We start from the raw sequence: 20,381 nt of genomic DNA, 5'->3' as shown, positions 1-20,381 counted from the left end.
ACCGGATACTCCTTCCGGATGGATTAGGAACACCCCTTGTGAGGGAGGAATCCTGGCGACGCCGGCCGGATTGTATACATATGAGCGGCCTCCGACCCGAAACGGAGCTCGTGGTGCAACAGAGCGCACACGCCTTCTGGACGATCAACCTGGGAGACCCGCTGGCCGGCGCGCCCCACATGGCCGGCGCCAAGGCGTCCGACCTGTCGCGCGCGGTGCGGCACGGGCTGCCGGTGCCGCCCGGGTTCGTGATCCCCGTGCAGTGCGTCCCGCGCGGGGAGCGGTACCGCAACACCGGCGAGCTGCGCAAGGCGTGGGCCCGCCTCAGCCGCAACGGCACGCTGCCGCTCGCGGTCCGCTCCTCGTCCACGCACGCGGAGGGGGCCGAGGGCCGGTACGTGTCCGCGCTGGACGTGACGGGCTGGCCCGAGTTCCTCAAGGCCGTGACCGGGGTGGTGGCCTCCGCCACCGGGCCCGCGAGCACCGCGATCCTCGTCCAGCCGCAGCTGGACCTGGTGTCGGGCGGCGTGCTGTTCGGCGCCGACCCGCTGGACCGGCGCGGCGACCGGGTGATCGTCTCGGCCGCGGCCGGCGGCCCGCGCGCGGTCCGCGACAGCCAGGCCGCCACCCGCTACGCCCTCAACCGGCGCGGCAAGGTCGTGAGCATGGAGCGCGACGGCGCCGCCCCGGAGGAGGAGCCGCTCAGCCGGCCGCAGCTGCGGGCGCTGGTCAAGCTGGCCGCGCGCGCGACGGCCCTGTTCGGCGGCCCGCAGGAGATCGAGTTCGGCTTCGACCACGAGGGCGCGCTCTGGCTCCTGCAGACCCGTCCGCTGTCGTCGCTCACCCTGCCCCGCGCCCGCCGTCCGGCCAGCTGACCCCGTGCGGGCCCCGGACGCATCGGTGACCTTGGGGAATGCGCGAACGGCCTCCGGTGCTGTACTGTCTAGGCAGCGTCTTTGATTTCCCGCGCTGAGCGGTTGAGACGCCTTTCTTCCCCGCCCGGGCCATCTGAGCGCCCGGTGATCCCCCGTCCGGACGCGCTGACGAGCGTCCCGGACCGTCGCACAAGGGAGCCGTCGACAGCCCGGTGAACCGAGCTGCATTCCTCGCATTCTCCTCGCGCACGAGCCGCGGGTTCCGCCGCCGTACGCGGGGTTCGACTCCAGGGGGCGCGGCGCTTTCCGCGCCGCCCTGAGAAGGGACCCGTATGTCCACTCCCACACTCACCACCGAACGCCGCGCCGCCGACGGCAGGGCGCACGCCGTGCCGGCGGCCCGCAAGGGCGCGCAGCAGGCGCGGCGGCCCGCCGCCGACGACCAGCCGGCCGTCCCCTTCCACGGGATCCTCGCCGTCCAGGACAAGCACGCGTTCGTCCGCACGTCCGGCTACCTGGCCGGCGACGACGACGTCCACGTGTCGCTGGCGCAGGTCAAGACCTTCCACCTGCGCCCGGGCGACGCCATCGCCGGGACGGCCCGCCCGCCGCGCAGCGGCCGGGAGAAGTTCGGCGCGCTCGCCACCGTCGAGTCGGTGAACGGGCTGCCGCCCGCGCAGGCCGCCGGCCGGCCCGAGTTCGCCAAGCTGACCCCGCTGTTCCCCGACGATCGGCTGCGCCTGGACACCGGCCCGCTCGCGACCCGCGTCATCGACCTGGTCGCGCCGATCGGCAAGGGCCAGCGCGGGCTGATCGTCTCGCCGCCGAAGGTCGGCAAGACGATGGTGCTGCAGGCCCTCGCGAGCGCGGTCAGCGAGAACAACCCCGAGGTGCACCTGATGGTGGTGCTCATCGACGAGCGCCCCGAAGAGGTCACCGACATGCAGCGGACGGTCCGCGGCGAGGTGATCCACTCGACGTTCGACCGGCCCGCGCAGGAGCACACCGCGCTCGCCGAGCTGGCCGTCGAGCGCGCCAAGCGGCTCGTCGAGCAGGGCCACGACGTGGTCATGCTGCTCGACTCGATCACCCGGCTCGGCCGCGCCTACAACCTCGCGGCGCCCTCCAGCAGCCGCATCCTCGCGGGCGGCGTGGCGACCACCGCGATCTACCCGCCGAAGAAGTTCTTCGGCGCCGCCCGCAACATCGAGGACGGCGGCTCGCTGACCATCCTCGCGACCGCGCTGGTGGAGACCGGCTCCCGGATGGACGACGTGTTCTTCGAGGAGTACAAGGGCACCGGCAACATGGAGCTGAAGCTCGACCGCGGGCTCGCCGACCGGCGGGTGTTCCCCGCCGTGGACATCGAGGCGTCCGGCACCCGCCGCGACGAACTGCTGATGTCGGCCGAGGAGCTCGCGCTCACCTGGCGGCTGCGCCGCGCGCTGCAGGGCCTGGAAAGGCAGCAGGCCATCGAGCAGCTGCTGGAGAAGATGAAGGGGACCTCGTCCAACGCCGAGTTCCTGCTCCGCCTGCAGAAGAGCCTCTAACCCGTTTCGGTCCGGAAAGTCCTGAGGATCCTGTCGTAAAGCCGCTGCCCTGGCGCCCAATGCGAATCGGGCGCGTAGAAGCAGAATGCGTATCCGGAGGCGCGGCCGCACAGCACATGCTCCCCGCCGTGTTCGCCGCCGTGTTCGCCGCCCGGCGCGCCGTTCCAGACGAACTCCCATTCCGCGGCGTTCTCGCCGAGTTCCGGGGCGGCCTCCAGCCGCAGCCGGCGATAGCCGGGATAAAGGCGGCCGTCCACCGCCCTGCGCTCGTCCGCGCGGAGACCGTCCAGCGGGTCGCCCGGCGCCGGAGAGACGCGCAGTCCGCGCCCGGACGCACGGTCGTCCCATTCCATGACGCCGTCGCGCCGTTCGCTCTGCCATCCGGCCGGAACGCGGATCGAATAGGCGCCCGCCTCGGTGTACCTGACCATTCTCGTGACGACGCCCGACGCCGGGCGCAGCGCCACGGCGTCGCTCTTGCCGACGGCGTTCCACCGCGCCGTCCACGTGCCGACCCCCGCCGCGACCACCGCCAGGACCGCCACGCTGAGCACCGCTCCCGGCCGCAACCGCCGCCCGACCGGCACCGGGAACCGCAGCGTCCGCCGAGCCCGCGGTCGTCGCCGGAGCCGCGAGATGCGTGACGGCGCCCGACGGCCGGCCCGCCTCCGCGGACGGTCCGGCGCCGCAGCCGTCGCCCCCGCCGGTTCGCCCTCGGCGACCTCCGCCAGCATCCGCGCCGTCGCCTCGGCCGACAGCCGGTCCTCGGGGCGCTCGCGCAGCAGCCCCTCGATGACCGGGGCGAGCGCCCCCGCCCGGACGGGCGGCGCGTAGTCGCCGAGGAGCACCGCGACCATCGACGCGAGCGCGTGGCAGCGCAGGAACGGCGAGAACCCCTCGACGGCGGTGTACAGCGTCGCGCCGAGCGACCACAGGTCGGACGCCTCGACGCTCGCCAGCCCGTGCACCCGCTCGGGCGCCAGGTAGGCCGGCGACCCCTCGATGCCCGCGGCCAGCGTCTCGGCCTGCAGCGTCCCGCCGTCGCCGCGGCCCCGGTCGGTGTGCAGGGCGAGGCCGAAGTCGGTGAGCAGGACGCGGCCGTCGTCGCAGACCAGCACGTTGCTCGGCTTCACGTCGCGGTGCAGGATGCCGGCCGCGTGCGCGGCGCGCAGCACCGACAGCACCGCCGCGCCGATCTGCGCCGTCCGCCGCACGCCGAGCGGGCCGCCCTCGCTGACCAGCCGGTTCAGCGAGCAGGACGGCAGGAACTCCATCACGATCCACGGGCGGCCGTCCTCGACGAGGACGTCGTGGACGGCGGCGACGCCGGGATGGCGGAGCGCGGCGGTGGCCCGCGCCTCGGCGAGCAGCCGACGGCACAGCGCCTTGCGCTCGGCCTCGGTGATGCGCGCGGGCAGGCGGACCTGCTTGACCGCCACGTCCCGGTCGAGCATCTCGTCGTAGGCGCGCCAGACCGTGCCCATGCCGCCGCGGCCGACCACGGAGAGCAGGCGGTACCGCTGCGCGAGCGGTACCGGCCGGTCCCCATTCATGGGGAGGTTATGCGCCCGAACGCGGCGGGGCACGCACGCCCGCCGTCAATTCTTTCTTGACCGCTTCCCGGCGCGTCGCTGGTGGCGCCGCGCGCCCTTTCGGCGCAGGATCAGGCGAAGACGGATTTCGCCCACTTGTAATCCGACTTTCCGACGGCGGTGCGCTGCACTTCGTCGACCACCTTGAGTTCGCGCGGCAGTTTGTAGCCCGCGAGGCGGCCGCGGCAGTGCTCGGCCAGCTCGTCCAGCGAGATCGCCGCGCCGGGGCGCGGCGCGACGACGGCGGCGACGCGCTGCCCGAACCGCTCGTCCGGCAGGCCCACGACGACCGCGTCGTAGACGTCCGGGTGGTCCTTCAGCGCGACCTCGACCTCCTCCGGGTACACCTTCTCGCCACCGGTGTTGATCATGAGGGAGCCGCGGCCGAGGAGGGTGATCGTGCCGTCCTCCTCCAGGCTCGCGAAGTCGCCCGGAACCGACCAGCGGGTGCCGTCCACGTCGGTGAAGAACGTCGACGCGGTCTTCTTCGGGTCGTTGTAGTAGCCGAGCGGGATGTGCCCGCTGCGCGCGAGCTTGCCGATCTGGCCGGGCGCGACCGCCTTCAGGTCGTCGTCCAGGACGGTGATGCCCGGCTTCATCATGAACCGGGCGGTGCCCTCCTTGGCGTCGACGGACGGCCCGCACGCCCCGGTCTCGGACGCGCCGTAGTTGTCGAGGAACATGACGTTCGGCAGGTGCTCCTGGAGGGCCGCCTTGGCGCCCTCGGTGAGCGGCGCGCCGCCTGAGGCGATCGCCATCAGCGACGAGGTGTCGTGCTTGCCCGACGCCAGGGCCTTCGCCACCGGGCGCGCCATCACGTCCCCGACCAGCATCAGCACGTTGGCCTGCTCCTCGGCGAGCAGCGCCAGCGCCTTGTCGGCGTCGAAGGCGTGGTCGGTGTACAGGACGACCTTCGCGCCGCTGAACAGGCCCATGAACGCGACCCACTGGCCGGCGCCGTGCATGACCGGCGCGCAGTCGAGCACGGCCATCGGCGGCTGCTCGGCGTTCGCCGCGATCGCCTCGGGGCTGGCGATGGGGTCGCCGAGGACGTTCCCGCCGCCGAGCGCGCCGAAGAAGATGTCCTCGCAGCGCCACTCGACGCCCTTGGGGTAGCCGGTGGTGCCGCCGGTGTACATGATGTAGCGGTCGTCGCTGGAGCGCTCCGGGAAGCCGCCGCCGTCCCCGGCCGCGGCGAGCGCCTCCTCGTACCCGACCGCGTCCGCGACGGCCGCGGACGAGCCGTCCTCCAGGACGACGACGTGCCGCAGTTCCGGCAGGTCGCCGCGGACCTCCTCGACCTTCTCCAGCAGCGACCGCTCGCCGATGAGCGCGACCGAGTCGGAGTCGGACAGCACGTGGTGCAGCTCGGCGGCGACGTACCGGTAGTTCACCGGGATCGGCACCGCGCGGATCTTGAACGCGCCGAGCATCGACTCGATCCACTCGGCCCGGTTGTAGGCGAGGATCGCGACGTGCTCGCCCGGCCGCACGCCCGCGGCGGCGAGGTGGCGGCCGACCCGGCTCGCCCGCTCGTCGAGCTGCGCGTAGGTGCGCCGCTCGGTCCCGGCGACGAGCGCGGGCCGCCCGGGCCCCGCCGCCGCCAGGATCTCGAGAAGATCGGCCAGGTTGTAGCTGCGCGCCATGCCACGTCCTCCGATGTCGGGGTGGGGGAACGCCTCCGATCATCCTCGGCGACCGCCGACCGGCTCAATGCCTGTTGGCATCGAGTCCAATGACATCAGTCACACGGCGCGGCGCCGCTCAGCGCGGCAGCGGCAGGTAGGTCAGCCGGGTCGGGACGCCGCTGTCGACCAGCCGGCCGTCCGGCCCGAACGCGCCGAGGCCGAAGTCGTTGTCGTTGATCACCGCGAGGGTGCGGCGGTCGGCGAGCGCGACGCCCTCGATCTTGCCGGGCAGGCCCGCGACCGTCCCGAGGTCCACCGCCGGGGTCTTCGGCAGCGGCGCGAGGCCCGAGTCCGACTGCTCCAGCGACGGCGCCGTCGCGGCGGCGTCCCAGCGGGTGCCGAGCAGGTCGGTGGCCCCGCGCAGGTCGACGCGGTAGAGCCGCGCGACGTTGTCGGTCCGCTCGTCCACCAGCAGCTCGTGGTCGTTCAGCGCGGTCAGCGCGGAGATCTTCATCTCCTTCTGGTCGCCGCACTCGGACGGGTCGAACGAGCAGACGTCCTCGAACCGGTAGGCGTACTCGCCCGCCATCCGCCCCTTGCGCAGGTCGAACCGGAAGACGCGCGCGATCCGCGACTTCTTGTACGCGCCCTTGTCGGGATTCGACAGCGGGCTCTGCACCGCGACGTACAGCGACTTACCGTCCGGGGATACGGTCAACCCCTCGAAGCCACGGTTCTCGGTCCTCTTGTTCAGGATTGAGGGCAGCACCGCCTTCACTGGGTAACCGGGCCTCCCCGCCCATCCCTGCGGCACGTACCGCTCGACGACCCGCCCGCGCCGGTCGAGGTGCAGCAGCGACGGGCCGTACTCCTCCGCCACCCAGAACTCGCCGTCCTTGGTGCGGACGAGGCCCTCGGAGTCGATGCCGTCGGCGTTGTAGGCAAGGCGCGTCCTGCCGTCGAAGCCGTAGGGCGCCGACTCGCGGCCCTCGACGTTCGGCAGCCCGGTCACCGGACGGCCCTGCGCGTTCGTGATCGGCAGCGCCCGGGTGACCTTGAGCTCGCCCTTGCGGACCCGCAGCTTCACGATCGTCGGGTCGAAGGAGGGGACGGGGAACGTCACGCGGTCCTCGCCGTCCACCGTGACCGTGCCGTTCGGGCCGCGGTCGGTGATCGCCCAGAACTCGTCGCGCGGCGCGCCCTTCTCGTGGAACAGGTCGCTGCCGACGCCGCCGAGCGCGATCCCGCGGTCGTCGGCGACGCTGCCGGGCAGCAGCGCGTTCTGGAACTGGGCGAGCGGCGTGCGCGCAAGCGTCGCGCTCGCCGGGGCCGGCTCGGACGCGGCCAGCGCCGTGCCGGGGACGAACGCGGTGCCGGGGACGAGCGCGAGAGCGAGGCCGGCGAGGGCCGTCTTGTACGGGAATGAGCGATCCATCACAGCGGGACCGTAGAGCCCCCCGGTGACCGGGCGGTGATCCCCAGGTGAAGGGCCCGGTTCGCGACGACGCCGGATCCGGCCACGTGAGGGCTTCTTACAGCGGTCTTATCTGGGTACCGGCATGCTTGGCCGTAACGATTTCGTATCAGACGGGGGTCGCGGTGAGCGCAGGCACGATGGCGTGGACTCCTCCGACGTGGGAGGAGATCGTCACCGAGCACTCCACACGGGTGTTCCGGCTGGCGTACCGCCTAACCGGCAACCGGCACGACGCCGAGGACCTGACCCAGGACGTCTTCATCCGGGTCTTCCGGTCGCTGTCGTCCTACAGCCCCGGCACGTTCGAGGGCTGGCTGCACCGCATCACCACGAACCTGTTCCTCGACCGTGCCCGCCGCAAGCAGCGCATCCGCTTCGACGCGCTCGCCGACGACGCCGCCGAGCGGCTCCAGGGCCGCGAGCCGAGCCCCGCCCAGTCCTACGACGACCGCCACCTCGACGCCGACATCCAGAAGGCCCTGGACGGCCTCGCCCCCGAGTACCGCGCCGCCGTCGTGCTGTGCGACATCGAGGGCCTCACCTACGAGGAGATCGCCGCGTCCCTCGGGGTGAAGCTCGGCACGGTCCGCTCCCGCATCCACCGGGGCCGCGCCCAGCTCCGCAACGCCCTCGAGCACCGCCGCCCCGCCGAGGTCACCCCCGGCTGACCGCCGGCGGCCCCCGGGCCGACCGCCGGGGCGGGGCCCGCGCGTGACGAGCGTCACTAGTGACCGCTGAGTAACTTCGGCTTACCCTCGCCGCGTGGACATCGTCTTCGACCGCCGCGGCGAAGGCCCGCCGCTGGTCCTGCTGCACGGCATCGGCCACCGCCGGCAGGGCTGGTCCCCCGTCATGGACCTGCTCGCCGCCGAACGCGACGTCATCGCCGTCGACCTGCCCGGCTTCGGCGAGTCCCCGCCGCTGCCCGACGGCACCCCCTACACCCTCGACTCGGCCATCGCCGTCCTCGCCGAGGCGTTCGCCGAAATCGGCCTGGACCGGCCGCACATCGCGGGCAACTCCCTCGGCGGCCTGTTCGCCCTGGAGGCGGCCGACCGCGGCCTGGTCAGCTCCGCGACGGTGCTGTCCCCGGCCGGCTTCTTCAACGCCGCCGAGCTGCGCTACGCGGCCTCGGTGCTGCGCGCGTCCCGGTTCGGCGCCCGCGTCCCCGACCCCCTCCTCGCCCTGCTGGCCCGCTCGCCGCGCCGCCGCACGGCACTGTTCGGCATGATCTACGGCCGTCCCGACCTGATGGACCTGGAGGTCCTCGCCGGCGACGCCCGCGCCCTGCGCGACGCGGTGGGCTTCGCACCCACGCTGCGCGCCGGCCGCACCACGCGCTTCCTCGGCTCCTGCGCGGACGTCCCGGTCACCATCGGCTGGGGCACCAAGGACCGCCTGCTGCTGCGCAGCCAGGCCGTCCGCGCCCAGCGCCGCATTCCGCACGCCAGGTTCGTCTGGCTGGAGGGCTGCGGCCACGTCCCCATGTCCGACGACCCGCCGCAGGTCGCCCGCGTCCTCCTCGAGGGCAGCGCGCACCCGCTGAGGTCGCGGACCGCGGCCTGAACCGGCCACTCCCGCCACCGCCCGCCGGGGCGCCTCGCGGGTCCCGGGAACATCAGGGGTTTGACATGTGTTTGAGCTTTCAACTAACCTCGACCTAGTCGTTGAAGTTTCAAGCACCTACGCCACTGGAGGCGTCCATGAGCATCGCCACCATCGCCCCGGGCCTGACCGCCGGCACCTGGACCATCGACCCGAGCCACTCCGAGGTCACCTTCACGATCCGGCACCTGATGACCAAGGTGCGCGGCTCGTTCACCGAGTTCTCCGGTGCCGTGCAGATCGCCGAGGACCTCGCCGGCTCCACCGCCACCGCCGAGATCAAGATGGCCTCCATCGACACCCGCAACGCCGACCGCGACGCGCACGTGCGCCAGGCCGACGTGCTGGACGTCGAGAACCACCCGACCATGACCTTCAACACCACCGGGGTGCGCGCCGACGGCGGCGACTACTACCTGGACGGCGACCTGACCATCCGCGGCGTCACCCGCCCGGTCGCCCTGAAGGTCGAGTTCAACGGCGTCGCCGAGGACCCGTGGGGCGGCACGCGCGCCGGCTTCTCCGCCGAGACCACCATCAACCGCAAGGACTGGGGCATCGAGTTCAACGTGCCCCTGAAGGGCGAGGGCGCCCTGCTGGGCGACAAGGTCGACCTCCAGCTGGAGATCCAGGCCGTCCGCGCCTGAGACCCTCCTCCCCGGCGCCCACCCCGCACGGGCGCCGGCCCCGGAAAGGGCCGTCCACCACTGGTGGGCGGCCCTTTCCTCATGCGTCGGGCGGGGCGAGGGGCAGGCGCAGGACGAAGCGGGCGCCGCGCGGGTCGTCCTCGACGCGCAGCGTGCCGCCGTGCGCCTGCGCGATCTCGCGGGCGATGGCCAGGCCCAGCCCGGTGCCGCCGGCGCCGCGGCTGCGCGCGGTGTCCAGCCGGGTGAAGCGCTCGAAGACCCGCTCGCGGTCGGGCGGGGCGATGCCGACGCCGTCGTCGGTCACGGTGAGCAGCGCGTGGTCGTGGTCGCGGACCGTCTCCACGGCGATGACCCGGTCGGCGTACCGCTCGGCGTTGTCCAGCAGGTTGCCCAGCAGCCGGACGAGCTGCATCCGCACGCCGCGCACCGTCACCCCGTGCGCGAGCTCCTTCTCGATCTTCACCTGGAAGGTGCGGCGGCCGATCTCGGCGGCGGCCAGCGCGGACAGGTCGATCGGCTCCTGCGCGACCGTCCCGCCCGTCCCGATCCGGGCGAGCAGCAGCAGGTCGGTGACGATCGACTCCAGCCGGTCGGTGTCGTGCAGCGCCTGCTCCACGACGGCGGGCAGGTCGTTGTCCTCGGGGTGCATCGAGGCGTCCTCGAGGTTGGCGCGCAGCCCGGCGATCGGGGTGCGCAGCTCGTGCGAGGCGTCCGAGGCGAACTGGCGCTGCCGCCCGACCGCCGACTCCAGCCGGTCGAGCGTCGCGTTGGCGGTGCGGGCGAGCTGGGCGATCTCGTCCTCGCCGGGCGGCTCGGGCACCCGGCGGCTCAGGTCGGTGGCGCTGATCTCGGCGAGCTGGGCGCGGATCGCCTCGACGGGGGCGAGGGTGCGGCCGACGACCCGCCAGGTGATCCGGGCCGCGAGCCCGGCCAGGGCCGCGACGCCGGCCGTCAGCAGCCCCTCCAGCAGCCCGTTCACCAGGTAGGACGGCACCGGCTCCACCGCGTACACCACGACCGAGTCGGGCGCGGTGGTCGCGCGGATCGCCTCCGCGACGTGGCAGCTGCGGTGCGGCCAGCGGCCCCGGCATTCGGTGTAGTCCCGCACGCGCAGCTCGGCGGACGGCCAGAGCCGGCTGACCGGCGGGCGTCCCGCCGCGGCCGGCGTGGCCTCCCGGACGCGCCCGCCCGGCTCGACGACCTGCACCAGGATGCGGCCGCCGCCGTCGTCGGGGATCGGGCCGCGCAGCGTGCCGTCGCGCACGCCGCCGCTGACCCGCCGTGCGACCACCTGGGTGCCGCGCATCAGGTCGGACTTGACGATCGTGCGGACGGCGAGGTCGACGCCGACGGCGGAGACGCCCCACACCAGGGCGGCGATGACGGCGGCGACGAGGGTGTCCCTGGCCCTGATCGACCGGGGGCGCATCCGCATGGCCGCTCCGTCCGTCGCGCGGCGCCGCCCGGGGGGTGCGCCGCCGTGCCCGGCGGCGACGGTGGGCCTCGCCGTCCATCACAGAGTGTCACGGGACACCCGGCGGCCGACACAGGTTACCGGCCAGTCACTAAACGTGGCCCGAAATCAGCGGCCGGGTTTTCGGCCCCCCTTGCGGGGACATCCCGTTTTATGACGGTTCCTCCGAAGCACAGGGACGGAAACACATGGGCAGGGACGTGGCTTCGGTCACCATCAGCGGCGAGGACCGCCGGCGCTACCGCGACAAGGTCCGCAGGTGCCTGGACGTGCTGGCCCGCATGCTCGGCGAGTCCCAGTTCGACTTCGAGCGCCCGCACATCGGCCTGGAGATCGAGCTCAACCTGATCGACGAGCTCGGCGACCCCCTGATGCGCAACGCCGACGTCCTGAAGGCCATCGCCGACCCGGCCTGGGACACCGAGCTCGGCCAGTTCAACCTGGAGATCAACATCCCGCCGCGCGAGCTGGGCGGCGAGGGCACCGGCGAGCTGGAGGCCGAGGTCCGCGACCATCTCGGGCACGCCGAGGAGCGGGCCGGCGAGGTCGGCGGCGAGCTCATCATGATCGGCGTGCTGCCGACGCTGCGGCGCAGCGACATCGGCGAGGAGACCCTCTCCTCCAACGCCCGCTACAAGATGCTCAACGACCAGATCTTCCGCGCGCGCGGCGAGGAGATGCACATCGAGATCGACGGTCCCGAACCGCTGCGCATGCACACCGACACCATCCTCCCGGAGGCCGCCTGCACCAGCGTCCAGTTCCACCTTCAGGTCAGCCCCGACGAGTTCGGCGCCTACTGGAACGCCGCGCAGGCCGTCGCGGGCGCGCAGGTCGCCATGGCCGCCAACTCCCCCTTCCTGTTCGGGCACCGGCTCTGGCAGGAGACCCGCATCACGCTGTTCGAGCAGGCCACCGACACCCGCCCCGACGAGCTGAAGACCCAGGGCGTCCGGCCCCGCGTCTGGTTCGGCGAGCGCTGGATCACCTCCGTCTTCGACCTGTTCGAGGAGAACACCCGCTACTTCCCCTCGCTGCTGCCGCTGTGCGACGACGAGGACCCCCGCGCCGTCCTCGACGAGGGCGGCATCCCCGAACTGGGCGAGCTGACCCTGCACAACGGCACCATCTACCGCTGGAACCGCCCCATCTACGCCGTCGTCAAGGGCCGCCCCCACCTGCGCATCGAGAACCGCGTGCTGCCGGCGGGGCCGTCCGTCGCCGACGTCGTCGCCAACGGCGCCTTCTACTACGGCGTCGTCCGCATGCTCGCCGAGCAGGAGCGGCCCGTCTGGTCGCGGATGTCGTTCAACACCGCGGAGGAGAACCTGCACCGGGCCGCCCGCGACGGCCTCGACTCCACCCTCTACTGGCCCGGCGTCGGCGAGGTCCCCGCCTCCGAGCTCATCCTCCGCAAGCTGCTCCCGCTCGCCCACGAGGGCCTCGACCGGTGGGGCGTCGACCCGGCCCGCCGCGACCGGCTCCTCGGCATCATCGAGCGCCGCTGCGTCACCGGACAGACCGGCGCCGCCTGGCAGATCGCCACCGTCGACGCCATCGAGGAGTCCACCGCCGCCCCCCGCCACGAGGCCCTCCGCCTCATGACCCGCCGCTACGTGGAGAACATGCGCTCCAACGCCCCCGTCCACGAGTGGTGATCTCCTTCACAAGATCAGCACATTTCGGGCACGGTGTGTGCGTTGGGTGCTTCTAGAGTCGGCGTGTGAGCGAGACGCGGATCCTGGTGGTGGAGGACGAGCCGACGATCGCGCGGGCGGTGGCGGACCGGTTGGCCGCCGAGGGGTTCGCGGTGCGGACGGCGGCCGACGGGCCGTCCGCCGTGGAGCGGGCGCGCGCGTTCGAGCCGCACCTCACCGTGCTGGACGTGATGCTGCCCGGCTTCGACGGCCTGGAGGTGTGCCGGCGCGTGCAGGCCGAGCGCGCGGTGCCGGTGCTGATGCTGACGGCGCGCGACGACGAGACGGACCTGCTCGTCGGGCTCGGGGTCGGCGCCGACGACTACGTGACGAAGCCGTTCAGCATGCGCGAGCTGGTGGCGCGGATACGGGCGGTGCTGCGGCGTGTCGAGCGGCCGGGCGCCCCGGCGGTGGGGCAGGGTCCGATGCGGGCGGGTCCGGTGGAGGTCGATCCGCGGGCGCGGCGCGTCCGGCGGGACGGGCGCGAAGTGCATCTGACGCCGACGGAGTTCGACCTGCTGGCCTGCCTGGTCCGCAACCGGGGGATGGTGCTGACCCGGGCCGTCCTGCTGGAGCAGGTGTGGGACTGGGCGGACGCGTCGGGGACGCGGGTCGTCGACAGCCATGTGAAGGCGCTGCGCCGCAAGCTCGGGCAGGGGCTCATCCGGACGGTGCACGGGGTCGGCTACAGCCTGGAGGCCGCGCAGTGAGCGACGCACGAGTTATCCACAGGCTGTGGACAAGGTGGCCGCGGCCGCTGGATCCGCTACGGTCGATCAAGGTGAAGTTCGGCGTCGTGGTCGTGGTGACGGCGTGCGTGGCGGTGCTGATCGTGCTGTGGGGGTACCCGCTCGGCTTCCGGGCGCGGCAGACGATGCCGGTCGGGGTGCTGATCTCGCTGGTGGTGATCCAGCTGCTCGCGCACGGGATGACGGCGCCGCTGCGGGAGATGACGGCGGCGGCGCGGGCGATGGCGCGCGGCGACTACAGCCGGCGGGTGCGGGCCACGTCGCGCGACGAGGTCGGCGAGCTGGCGCAGGCGTTCAACCGGATGGCCGCCGACCTGGCGGAGGTCGACCGGCAGCGCCGCGAATTCGTCGCGAACGTCTCGCACGAGCTGCGGACGCCGATCAGCGCGCTGCGCGCGGTGCTGGAGAACGTCGCCGACGGCGTCACGCCCGCGACGCCGGACGTCCTGGAGTCGGCGCTCGACCAGACCGAGCGGCTCGGCCGGCTCGTTACGCAGCTGCTCGAGCTGTCGCGGGTGGAGGCGGGCGCGGCGCCGCTCGACCTCGACGAGCTCGACGTCGCGGCGTTCATCGGCGACGTGACGGCGGAGGCCGCGGCGGGCCACCCCGACGCGCTGTTCGAGGCCGACGTCGCGCCGGGCCTGCACGCGACCGCCGACCGCGACCGGCTGCACCAGGTCGTCGCGAACCTGCTGGACAACGCGGTGAGGCACGGCCCGGCCGGGCGGCCCGTCACGGTGACGGCGCGTCCGGGCGCGGGGCCCGGCGGGCTGGTCATCGAGGTCGCCGACGAGGGGCCGGGCATCCCGCCGGACGAGCGGGCGCGGGTGTTCCAGCGGTTCTCGCGCGGCGCCGGCAACGGCACCGGGACGCCGGGCGGCGGCACCGGCCTCGGCCTGGCCATCGCCAACTGGGCGACGGAGCTGCACGGCGGCGACATCACCGTCCTGGACACGGCCGAGGGCTGCCGCATCCGGGTCGTCCTGCCCGGCGACGTCAGCCGTGCTCGTGCAGGGTGAGCAGGGTGAACGCGGCGACGGTGGAGTCGTCGGTGACGCGCCCGTCGCGGATCATCGCGGTGAACTCGGCGCGCGACACCCAGCGCTGCCGCATGTCCTGCTCCTCGGGCTCGCGGTCGGCCTCGCCCGCCTTGAGGTCGGTGGCGACGAAGATGTCGAAGCCCTGGCCACTCGTCCCGTGCGAGCAGTTCAGGTGGCCGAGGTGGGTGAGGGTTCCGGCGCGCAGGCCGGTCTCCTGCGCCAGCTCGATCCGGGCGAGCTCCTCGGGCTCGGCGCTCTCCCGGCCGGGCAGCGAGCCCTGCGGGAAGCTCCAGGTGCGCCTCCCGATCGGGTACCGGAACTCCTCCACCATGTGGAAGCCGTCGCCCTCGACCGGGATGACCAGCGCGAAGTCGGGTTTCTCGACGATGCCGTAGATGCCGCGCGAGCCGTCGAGCCGCTCGACCTCGTCCTCGCGGACGAGCATCCACGGGTTCTCGTAGACGACCCGCGAGCCGACGCGGCGGACGGCGGGCTCCTCGTTGTGCGTCACGTCAGGCTCCCGGGCCGTAGCGGTACACGAGTTCGTGCCGGTCGCCCACCACGACGCGGTGGGTGACCTCGACGACGCGGCCGGTCTCGTCGGTGCCGCGCCGCCACAGCGTCAGGACGGGCTGCTCGGGCCCGATCCGCAGCGTCTCCTGCTCGTCGGCGCGGGGCAGCCGGCAGGTGACGGTCTCCTCGAAGGCGATGCGGTGCCCCGCCTCCTCCAGCCGCGAGTAGATGCCGCCCGGCCCGGTGTCGATCTCGCGCAGCCGGGGGATCTCGTCGACGATGCCGAGGATCACCCAGGTGGTGGCGGTCTGCACGGGCGGCTCGCCCTCGACGCCCTGGACGCGCGCCCGCTCCAGCACCCGCGTGCCCGGCGGGACGCCGAGCCGCCGCGCGAGCCGCTCGCCGGCCTCGACCTCGGCGACGGCGGTCCGGGTGAAGGGGCGGCGGCCGTCCTGCTGCGCGGACACGTGGAAGCCGCGCCAGGAGCCGACCTGCCGGGTGATGTCGGACGCGGCGCGCCGCACCGGCGCGGCCGTGCGGACCTGCACGCCGGCGCCGTGCCGGGCCTCGACCAGGCCCTGCTCGGCGAGCATCCGCAGCGCGCGCCGGACCGTCGAGCGGTCGGCGCCGAACTCGCGGGCGAGGTCGCGCTCGGACGGCAGCCAGGCGCCCGGCTCCAGCTCGCCCTCGACGATGCGGGCGGCCAGCGCGCTGGTGATCGCCTGGGCCTTGGTGGGGGGACGCGGCATACCGGATCCTTCTCTGCTGCCTGCCGGGAAGCCTCGCAGGCATTCTGCCGAACCCGGCGCGGGAGCGCTGCCGGTCGGCCTAGGGTAGACCTACCATAGGCCGACCAAGGAGTCCGCGTCGATGTCGCTGATCACCTGCATGCCCGGCTGGCACGGCGAACGCTCGGAACGGGGCCTGCGGGCCACCCGGATCACCCCGCTGTCGGACTACCAGCTGCTCAACGGCTGCCTCGAGGAGATCACCGCGCTGGACGAGGGCGAGCTGTGGCTGCTGTGCGACGCCCAGACCCGCCTCGCCGAGCGCGTCGCCACCGCCGAGCGCCTCCGCGCCGGCGTCCCCTTCGGCGGCTGAACCGATGCGGCCCCGGGCGCCGCGGGGTCAGGTGCGGCGGAAGCTGACGACCTCGCCGCTGTCGCCGACCGCCTCGCGGGCCGGCGGGATGATCCGCTCGCCCGCGTTGTCGGCCAGCAGGGCCCGGGCGCGCAGCACGATCTCCAGGTCGAAGCGCAGGTCCGGGTCCAGGAGCTGGTCGCCGAACAGCTCCTCCAGCTGCCTCAGCCGGTACCGGACGGTCTGCGGGTGCACGTGCAGCCGCATCGCGACCTCGTTGGCGTTGCGGCCGGACTGCAGCCAGGCCAGCAGCGTCTCGGCGAGCCGGTCCTGCTGGCTGGCGCGCAGGTGCGACAGCGGCGCGAGGCGCAGGTCGGCGAGGGAGGTGATGAGCCCCTCGTCCTGGAAGAGGATCAGCGTCGACATGTGCTCGACGCTGCGGATCACGCCGTCGTGGGCCTCGATGACGCCGCGCTGGACGAGGCTGAGCGTCTTGCGCGCCCACTGGATCGAGCGGGCCGCCTCCATCAGCGGGACGGTCGGGCCGACGACGGCGAGGCTGCCGGACAGGGCGCGGTCGACGAGCTTGGCGCGGCCGGGCCCGTCCGGGTCGGGGATGATCAGGCTGGGGGTGCGGCGGGTCAGGTCGGCGAGCACGTCCGGCGGGAACGCGGGCTGCCGCGACTCCTGGGCGGGACGGCCGAGCGCGACGGCGGCGACGGTGCGCGGCAGCGGCCAGTGCGCGGCGGCGGCGAGGTCGGCGATGGCCTCCTGCGCGGCGGGCGGGTCGGCGAACAGCAGGTCGAGCAGGCGCTTGCGGCGGCGCTGCATCTCGCCCGCGACGGCGGCCTTGGCCTGCGAGAACCCCTCGGCGGCCGCCTTGGCCAGCTCGTCCTGGAACTGCATCAGCGCCTCGCCGACGGCGCCGAGCGTGCGCGGCGAGACCTGCTGCGCCTCGGCGCCCTCGGTGATCCGCCGCCAGGCGACCATGCCGCCGACCCGCATCGCGGACTGCATCGCGTCCAGGCTGCGGCCCTCGCCGGCCTCGCCGCGGCCGATGGCGCGGAAGAAGTCGGTGACCGAGGCGGGCTCGTGGCCGGGATCGGCCACCCGGTCGACGAAGTAGTGCAGCACGCGCTCGACGGCCTGGCGGAGCGTCCCGGAGTAGGAGCCGTCGCCGGGGCGGTCGTACTCGCGGACCTTGGTCTGGATCTCCTGGATCATGTCGTCGGCGACCTCGTCGAGGTGGGGACGCATGTGATCCGCCAGTTCTCTGGGCAGATCCGCCCAGGGGCGCCCGTATGTGGTCGAACCATCGTCCGACACAGAACCTCCAGCCGCTCGTCCCCCTGCGTTGCGCGCCGTACACACGGGGTAATTACTTACTTATGGGACTCGTGTGGGGCAAATCATGACCCGTGGCGTGCCCGGGCGCAAAGTCTAGGTCGAGATACGACCAGGTTCGGCCGGACGGTTCGAGAGATGTCCACAGTGGGCGCACCGCTGGCCCGAACGCCCGTCCGGTGCGACAGTGAAGGCACGGACCAGCATGTGCGAGGTGGTCGCATGCCCGGAAGCCCGGCCGACCCCGTCCCGCCGAAGGCGCTCGCCGCCACCGGCCGGGCCGTCGACGAGCGCTTCGGCGGCGGCGCCTTCGCGCGCAAGGCGCTCCGCAAGGCGTTCCCCGACCACTGGAGCTTCCTGCTCGGCGAGATCGCCATGTACTCGTTCCTCATCATCGTGCTCACCGGGGTGTTCCTCACCCTGTTCTTCGTCCCGAGCATGAACGAGACGGTCTACGGCGGGTCTTACGGGCCGCTGAAGGGCGTCCGGATGAGCGAGGCGTACGCCTCGTCGCTGCGCATCTCCTTCGACGTGCGCGGCGGGCTGCTCATGCGGCAGATCCACCACTGGGCGACCGACATCTTCATGGCGGCCATCGCCGTCCACCTGCTGCGCAACTTCTTCACCGGCGCGTTCCGCAAGCCGCGCGAGCTGAACTGGCTGATCGGGATCGTGCTGTTCATGCTGGTGATGGTCAACGGCCTGTTCGGCTACTCGCTGCCGGACGACCTGCTGTCCGGCACCGGCATCCGCATCCTGGAGGGCGTCCTCGCCTCGATCCCGCTCGTCGGGTCGTACCTGGTGATGTTCGTGTTCGGCGGCGAGTTCCCGGGCACCGACATCATCCCGCGCCTCTATATCGTCCACATCCTGCTGATCCCGGGGATTCTCCTCGCGCTGATCCCGCTGCACGCCGTCGTGCTGACCTGGCGGCAGACGCACACCCAGTTCCCGGGCAAGGGCAGCAGCAACACCACCGTCCGCGGCTACCCGTTCTTCCCGGTCTTCATCGCCAAGACCACCGCGTACTTCCTGTGGGTCTTCGGCGTCACCGCGCTGCTCGCGGCGTTCTTCCAGATCAACCCGATCTGGCTGTTCGGCCCGTACGACCCGGCCGCCATCAGCTCCGGCTCCCAGCCCGACTGGTACATGGGCTGGCTGGAGGGGTCGCTGCGGATGATGCCGGCCTGGGAGATCAACGCCTGGGGCCACACGGTGCCGATGAGCGTCCTCGTCCCGGCGCTCGGCGTGCCGGGCCTGCTGTTCACCGGCCTGGCCGCCTACCCGTTCGTGGAACGCTGGATCACCGGCGACGACCGCGTCCACCACCTGCTCGACCGGCCCCGCGACGTCCCCGCCCGCACCGGCATCGGCGCCGGCGGCGTCGTCTTCTACGGCGTGCTGTGGGCTGCCGGCGGCAACGACGTCATCGCCGACCGGTTCGACATCCCGCTGTTCTGGACGACCTGGTTCTTCCGCTGCACGATCATCCTCGGGCCCGTCCTGGCCTACGTCGTCGCCTACCGCATCTGCCTCGGCCTGCAACGCCGCGACCTCGGCCTCGTCCGGCACGGCCTGGAGACCGGCGTCATCCGGCGCCTCCCGGACGGCGAGTACATCGAGGTCGAGCAGCCGCTCCCGGCCGAGGCGACCGCGCCGATCACCGACGACCGCCCGCCCGCCGCCGTGCCCCTGTCCCGCCCCGACACCAAGGGCGTCCGACCGCCGGAGGCCCGCACCGGCCTCGGCCGCGTCCGCGTCGCCCTGAACCGCCGCTTCGTCCACGACCTCCCCGAACGCCCCCACGGGGAAGACCGCCCGGCCCTGGGCCCCTGATTCCCCGCGGTGGGTGTGCCCGCGCGCGGCGGTCCCCACGTGGGGGCCGCCCGCGTGGCCCGCTCGGGCCCCTTCTGGACGGCCGGATCAATCCGCCTTCGCGCGCGCGATCTCCTGCGCGGCCCTTCGCAGATTCACCTGGATCACCAGGTAGGCGACGAAGGCGCAGAGGGCCACGAGGAAGAGCACCGCCATGGCGACCGCCGGAAGGAGGCCGAACGGGCTGCACAGAAGCAGCGCCACCCCGAGAACCAACAGGGCATTACCCGTGCGCATTCGCTCCCGGAGCGGGAGCTCGTCGTACCTCACCTTGATTCTGCGGGAAACCTTGTACTCGCCCATGCCCTTGCGCGTTCTCACACCCACCGCGATGCACGCAAGCCCCAGCAGCGCGTACACCAGCGCACCGAAAACAATCACGGGCACGAGAGCACCTCTTCAGAACCAGTCATCGATCTGATCGATGGCCCACTTTCCCCCGCCCACCACCCCACCGGCGACGAGGCCGATCCCCCCGCCGAGCGTAGCGCCGGGAACGGCCCCGACCCCGCCAAAGAACGCCCCAACAGTGGCCCCCAGCCCGGCCCCACCTCCTGCCCAGCCGACGAAGTCGGTCCAGGGAAAGTCATCGTCAGGCAGCCCGTCATCGAGATCGTCTTCAACGTCTCCAAGCTTGTCCCTGAGCCTCTTTGAGACATCATCGTCCAAGGCACGGACCTTGACGGCGTCCAGTACCGACCAAGTTCCCTTCTTCTCTCCCGAATAGAGGGCGACCAGGCGTTTTGCAGCATCCGACTGCATCTCCCTCGCCTTGGCCTGGGCATCGCGCAGCATCACGCCGAGGTCCTGCTGCACCTGCGGGTCATTGGCCGGCCGGGTGCTCTGGTGCTCGTAGTCGAGCTTGCGATTGTTCGCCGCGACCTGGAGCTCGGCCAACGCCGAAGCAAGATCGTCCAGGATCTGGGCCGCGTCATCGGTGAACATCGAGAGCTTTCTGGCGTCGCTCGCGTCGGCTCCCCATGCGTCCTGGAACCTGTTGGCGTCATCGCCTTTCCAGCCGGCATCGCCGACCAGCCGTCCGACCGAGCCCTGGAGTTGCTCCACGACCTTTTCGCTGGCGGGGGCGTATCCATAGAGCTTCGTGGCGAGCGCCGCCAAGCCGCGAATGTCCACCCCGAGACCGAAGAAGCCTCCCACCGGCTGCACGCCTGGCGGAATCGGTGCGGCCTCCTTCGGAGCCACTTCCTACCTCCGAGTTTATTTTCTCTCATTGC

Annotated in this window: 18 protein-coding genes and 1 pseudogene; 10 read left to right on the top strand and 9 right to left on the bottom strand. The window is 72.6% G+C overall.

The features are described from left to right. Nucleotides 1-113 precede the first annotated feature (113 nt). Both QP089_RS29100 and rho read left to right on the top strand, forming a co-directional pair. On the top strand, nt 114-875 hold the full coding sequence (locus QP089_RS29100) for a PEP/pyruvate-binding domain-containing protein (protein WP_285915719.1): 762 nt from the start codon (nt 114-116) through the stop codon (nt 873-875). A gap of 455 nt (nt 876-1,330) precedes the next feature. Beyond that, nucleotides 1,331-2,425: pseudogene (rho, locus tag QP089_RS29095) on the top strand (transcription termination factor Rho); the annotation flags it as partial. Here the strand turns inward: rho and QP089_RS29090 are convergent. The 3 genes from QP089_RS29090 to QP089_RS29080 form a co-directional block, all read right to left on the bottom strand. Beyond that, nucleotides 2,422-3,978: a serine/threonine-protein kinase gene (locus QP089_RS29090; protein ID WP_285915718.1), complete on the bottom strand. Its 1,557-nt coding sequence runs from the start codon at nt 3,976-3,978 to the stop codon at nt 2,422-2,424. The pseudogene rho and the gene QP089_RS29090 overlap by 4 nt on opposite strands. A 110-nt stretch (nt 3,979-4,088) precedes the next feature. Further along, nucleotides 4,089-5,663, bottom strand: a complete 1,575-nt coding sequence (locus QP089_RS29085) for an acyl-CoA synthetase (protein WP_285915717.1) — start codon at nt 5,661-5,663, stop codon at nt 4,089-4,091. A 118-nt stretch (nt 5,664-5,781) separates the two neighbouring features. Further along, nucleotides 5,782-7,080 carry an esterase-like activity of phytase family protein gene (locus tag QP089_RS29080; RefSeq protein ID WP_285915716.1) on the bottom strand — a complete coding sequence of 433 codons (1,299 nt, stop codon included), beginning with the start codon at nt 7,078-7,080 and terminating at the stop codon, nt 5,782-5,784. Between the two features lie 179 nt (nt 7,081-7,259). Here QP089_RS29080 and sigE point away from each other — a divergent pair, with 179 nt between their 5' ends. From sigE to QP089_RS29065, 3 genes are all read left to right on the top strand, one after another. Next, on the top strand, nt 7,260-7,790 hold the full coding sequence (sigE, locus tag QP089_RS29075; protein WP_285915902.1) for an RNA polymerase sigma factor SigE: 531 nt from the start codon (nt 7,260-7,262) through the stop codon (nt 7,788-7,790). Between the two features lie 94 nt (nt 7,791-7,884). Then, nucleotides 7,885-8,688, top strand: coding sequence for an alpha/beta fold hydrolase (locus tag QP089_RS29070; protein ID WP_285915715.1), 804 nt, complete (start codon nt 7,885-7,887; stop codon nt 8,686-8,688). Between the two features lie 137 nt (nt 8,689-8,825). Further along, nucleotides 8,826-9,374, top strand: coding sequence for a YceI family protein (locus tag QP089_RS29065; RefSeq protein ID WP_285915714.1), 549 nt, complete (start codon nt 8,826-8,828; stop codon nt 9,372-9,374). Nucleotides 9,375-9,453: 79 nt separating this feature from the next. Here QP089_RS29065 and QP089_RS29060 read toward each other — a convergent pair whose 3' ends face one another. Further along, nucleotides 9,454-10,809 (bottom strand): sensor histidine kinase, encoded by a 1,356-nt coding sequence (locus QP089_RS29060; RefSeq protein WP_285915713.1) that lies wholly within the window; start codon nt 10,807-10,809, stop codon nt 9,454-9,456. A 227-nt stretch (nt 10,810-11,036) separates the two neighbouring features. Between QP089_RS29060 and QP089_RS29055 the strand changes: the two genes are divergently transcribed. The 3 genes from QP089_RS29055 to QP089_RS29045 all read left to right on the top strand — a co-directional run bounded on the left by QP089_RS29055 (nt 11,037) and on the right by QP089_RS29045 (nt 14,313). Beyond that, on the top strand, nt 11,037-12,506 hold the full coding sequence (locus QP089_RS29055) for a glutamate-cysteine ligase family protein (protein ID WP_285915712.1): 1,470 nt from the start codon (nt 11,037-11,039) through the stop codon (nt 12,504-12,506). A 65-nt stretch (nt 12,507-12,571) separates the two neighbouring features. Beyond that, complete coding sequence (locus tag QP089_RS29050; protein ID WP_285915710.1) at nt 12,572-13,255, top strand: response regulator transcription factor; 684 nt, start codon at nt 12,572-12,574, stop codon at nt 13,253-13,255. Between the two features lie 71 nt (nt 13,256-13,326). Beyond that, the gene (locus tag QP089_RS29045; RefSeq protein ID WP_285915709.1) at nt 13,327-14,313 is read left to right on the top strand and encodes a HAMP domain-containing sensor histidine kinase; all 987 of its coding nucleotides are present in this window, start codon (nt 13,327-13,329) and stop codon (nt 14,311-14,313) included. Here QP089_RS29045 and QP089_RS29040 read toward each other — a convergent pair. Then, nucleotides 14,291-14,845 (bottom strand): NUDIX domain-containing protein, encoded by a 555-nt coding sequence (locus QP089_RS29040; RefSeq protein ID WP_285915708.1) that lies wholly within the window; start codon nt 14,843-14,845, stop codon nt 14,291-14,293. The genes QP089_RS29045 and QP089_RS29040 overlap by 23 nt on opposite strands. Nucleotide 14,846: 1 nt before the next feature. After that, nucleotides 14,847-15,596 carry a GntR family transcriptional regulator gene (locus QP089_RS29035; protein ID WP_285915707.1) on the bottom strand — a complete coding sequence of 250 codons (750 nt, stop codon included), beginning with the start codon at nt 15,594-15,596 and terminating at the stop codon, nt 14,847-14,849. A 121-nt stretch (nt 15,597-15,717) separates the two neighbouring features. Here QP089_RS29035 and QP089_RS29030 point away from each other — a divergent pair, with 121 nt between their 5' ends. After that, nucleotides 15,718-15,948, top strand: coding sequence for a hypothetical protein (locus tag QP089_RS29030; RefSeq protein ID WP_285915706.1), 231 nt, complete (start codon nt 15,718-15,720; stop codon nt 15,946-15,948). A gap of 27 nt (nt 15,949-15,975) precedes the next feature. Here the strand turns inward: QP089_RS29030 and QP089_RS29025 are convergent, their stop codons facing one another. Further along, entirely contained in the window at nt 15,976-17,253 is a 1,278-nt protein-coding gene (locus QP089_RS29025; protein ID WP_512699684.1) for a PucR family transcriptional regulator, read from the bottom strand. 240 nt (nt 17,254-17,493) lie between these two features. On the opposite strand from QP089_RS29025, the gene qcrB reads away from it, so the two are divergent. Then, nucleotides 17,494-19,107 (top strand): cytochrome bc1 complex cytochrome b subunit, encoded by a 1,614-nt coding sequence (qcrB, locus tag QP089_RS29020; protein WP_285915704.1) that lies wholly within the window; start codon nt 17,494-17,496, stop codon nt 19,105-19,107. A gap of 87 nt (nt 19,108-19,194) precedes the next feature. Here the strand turns inward: qcrB and QP089_RS29015 are convergent, their stop codons facing one another. Together QP089_RS29015 and QP089_RS29010 are read right to left on the bottom strand one after the other, a co-directional pair. Continuing rightward, nucleotides 19,195-19,533, bottom strand: coding sequence for a hypothetical protein (locus QP089_RS29015; protein WP_285915702.1), 339 nt, complete (start codon nt 19,531-19,533; stop codon nt 19,195-19,197). 12 nt (nt 19,534-19,545) lie between these two features. Further along, nucleotides 19,546-20,349 (bottom strand): hypothetical protein, encoded by an 804-nt coding sequence (locus tag QP089_RS29010; protein ID WP_285915701.1) that lies wholly within the window; start codon nt 20,347-20,349, stop codon nt 19,546-19,548. Nucleotides 20,350-20,381: the final 32 nt, after the last annotated feature.

The sequence above is a fragment of the Actinomadura opuntiae genome, assembly GCF_030283205.1.
Classification (GTDB): Bacteria; Actinomycetota; Actinomycetes; order Streptosporangiales; family Streptosporangiaceae; genus Spirillospora.
Note: the sequence above shows the minus strand (reverse complement) of the source record. Positions and strands in the feature narration are given on the sequence as shown.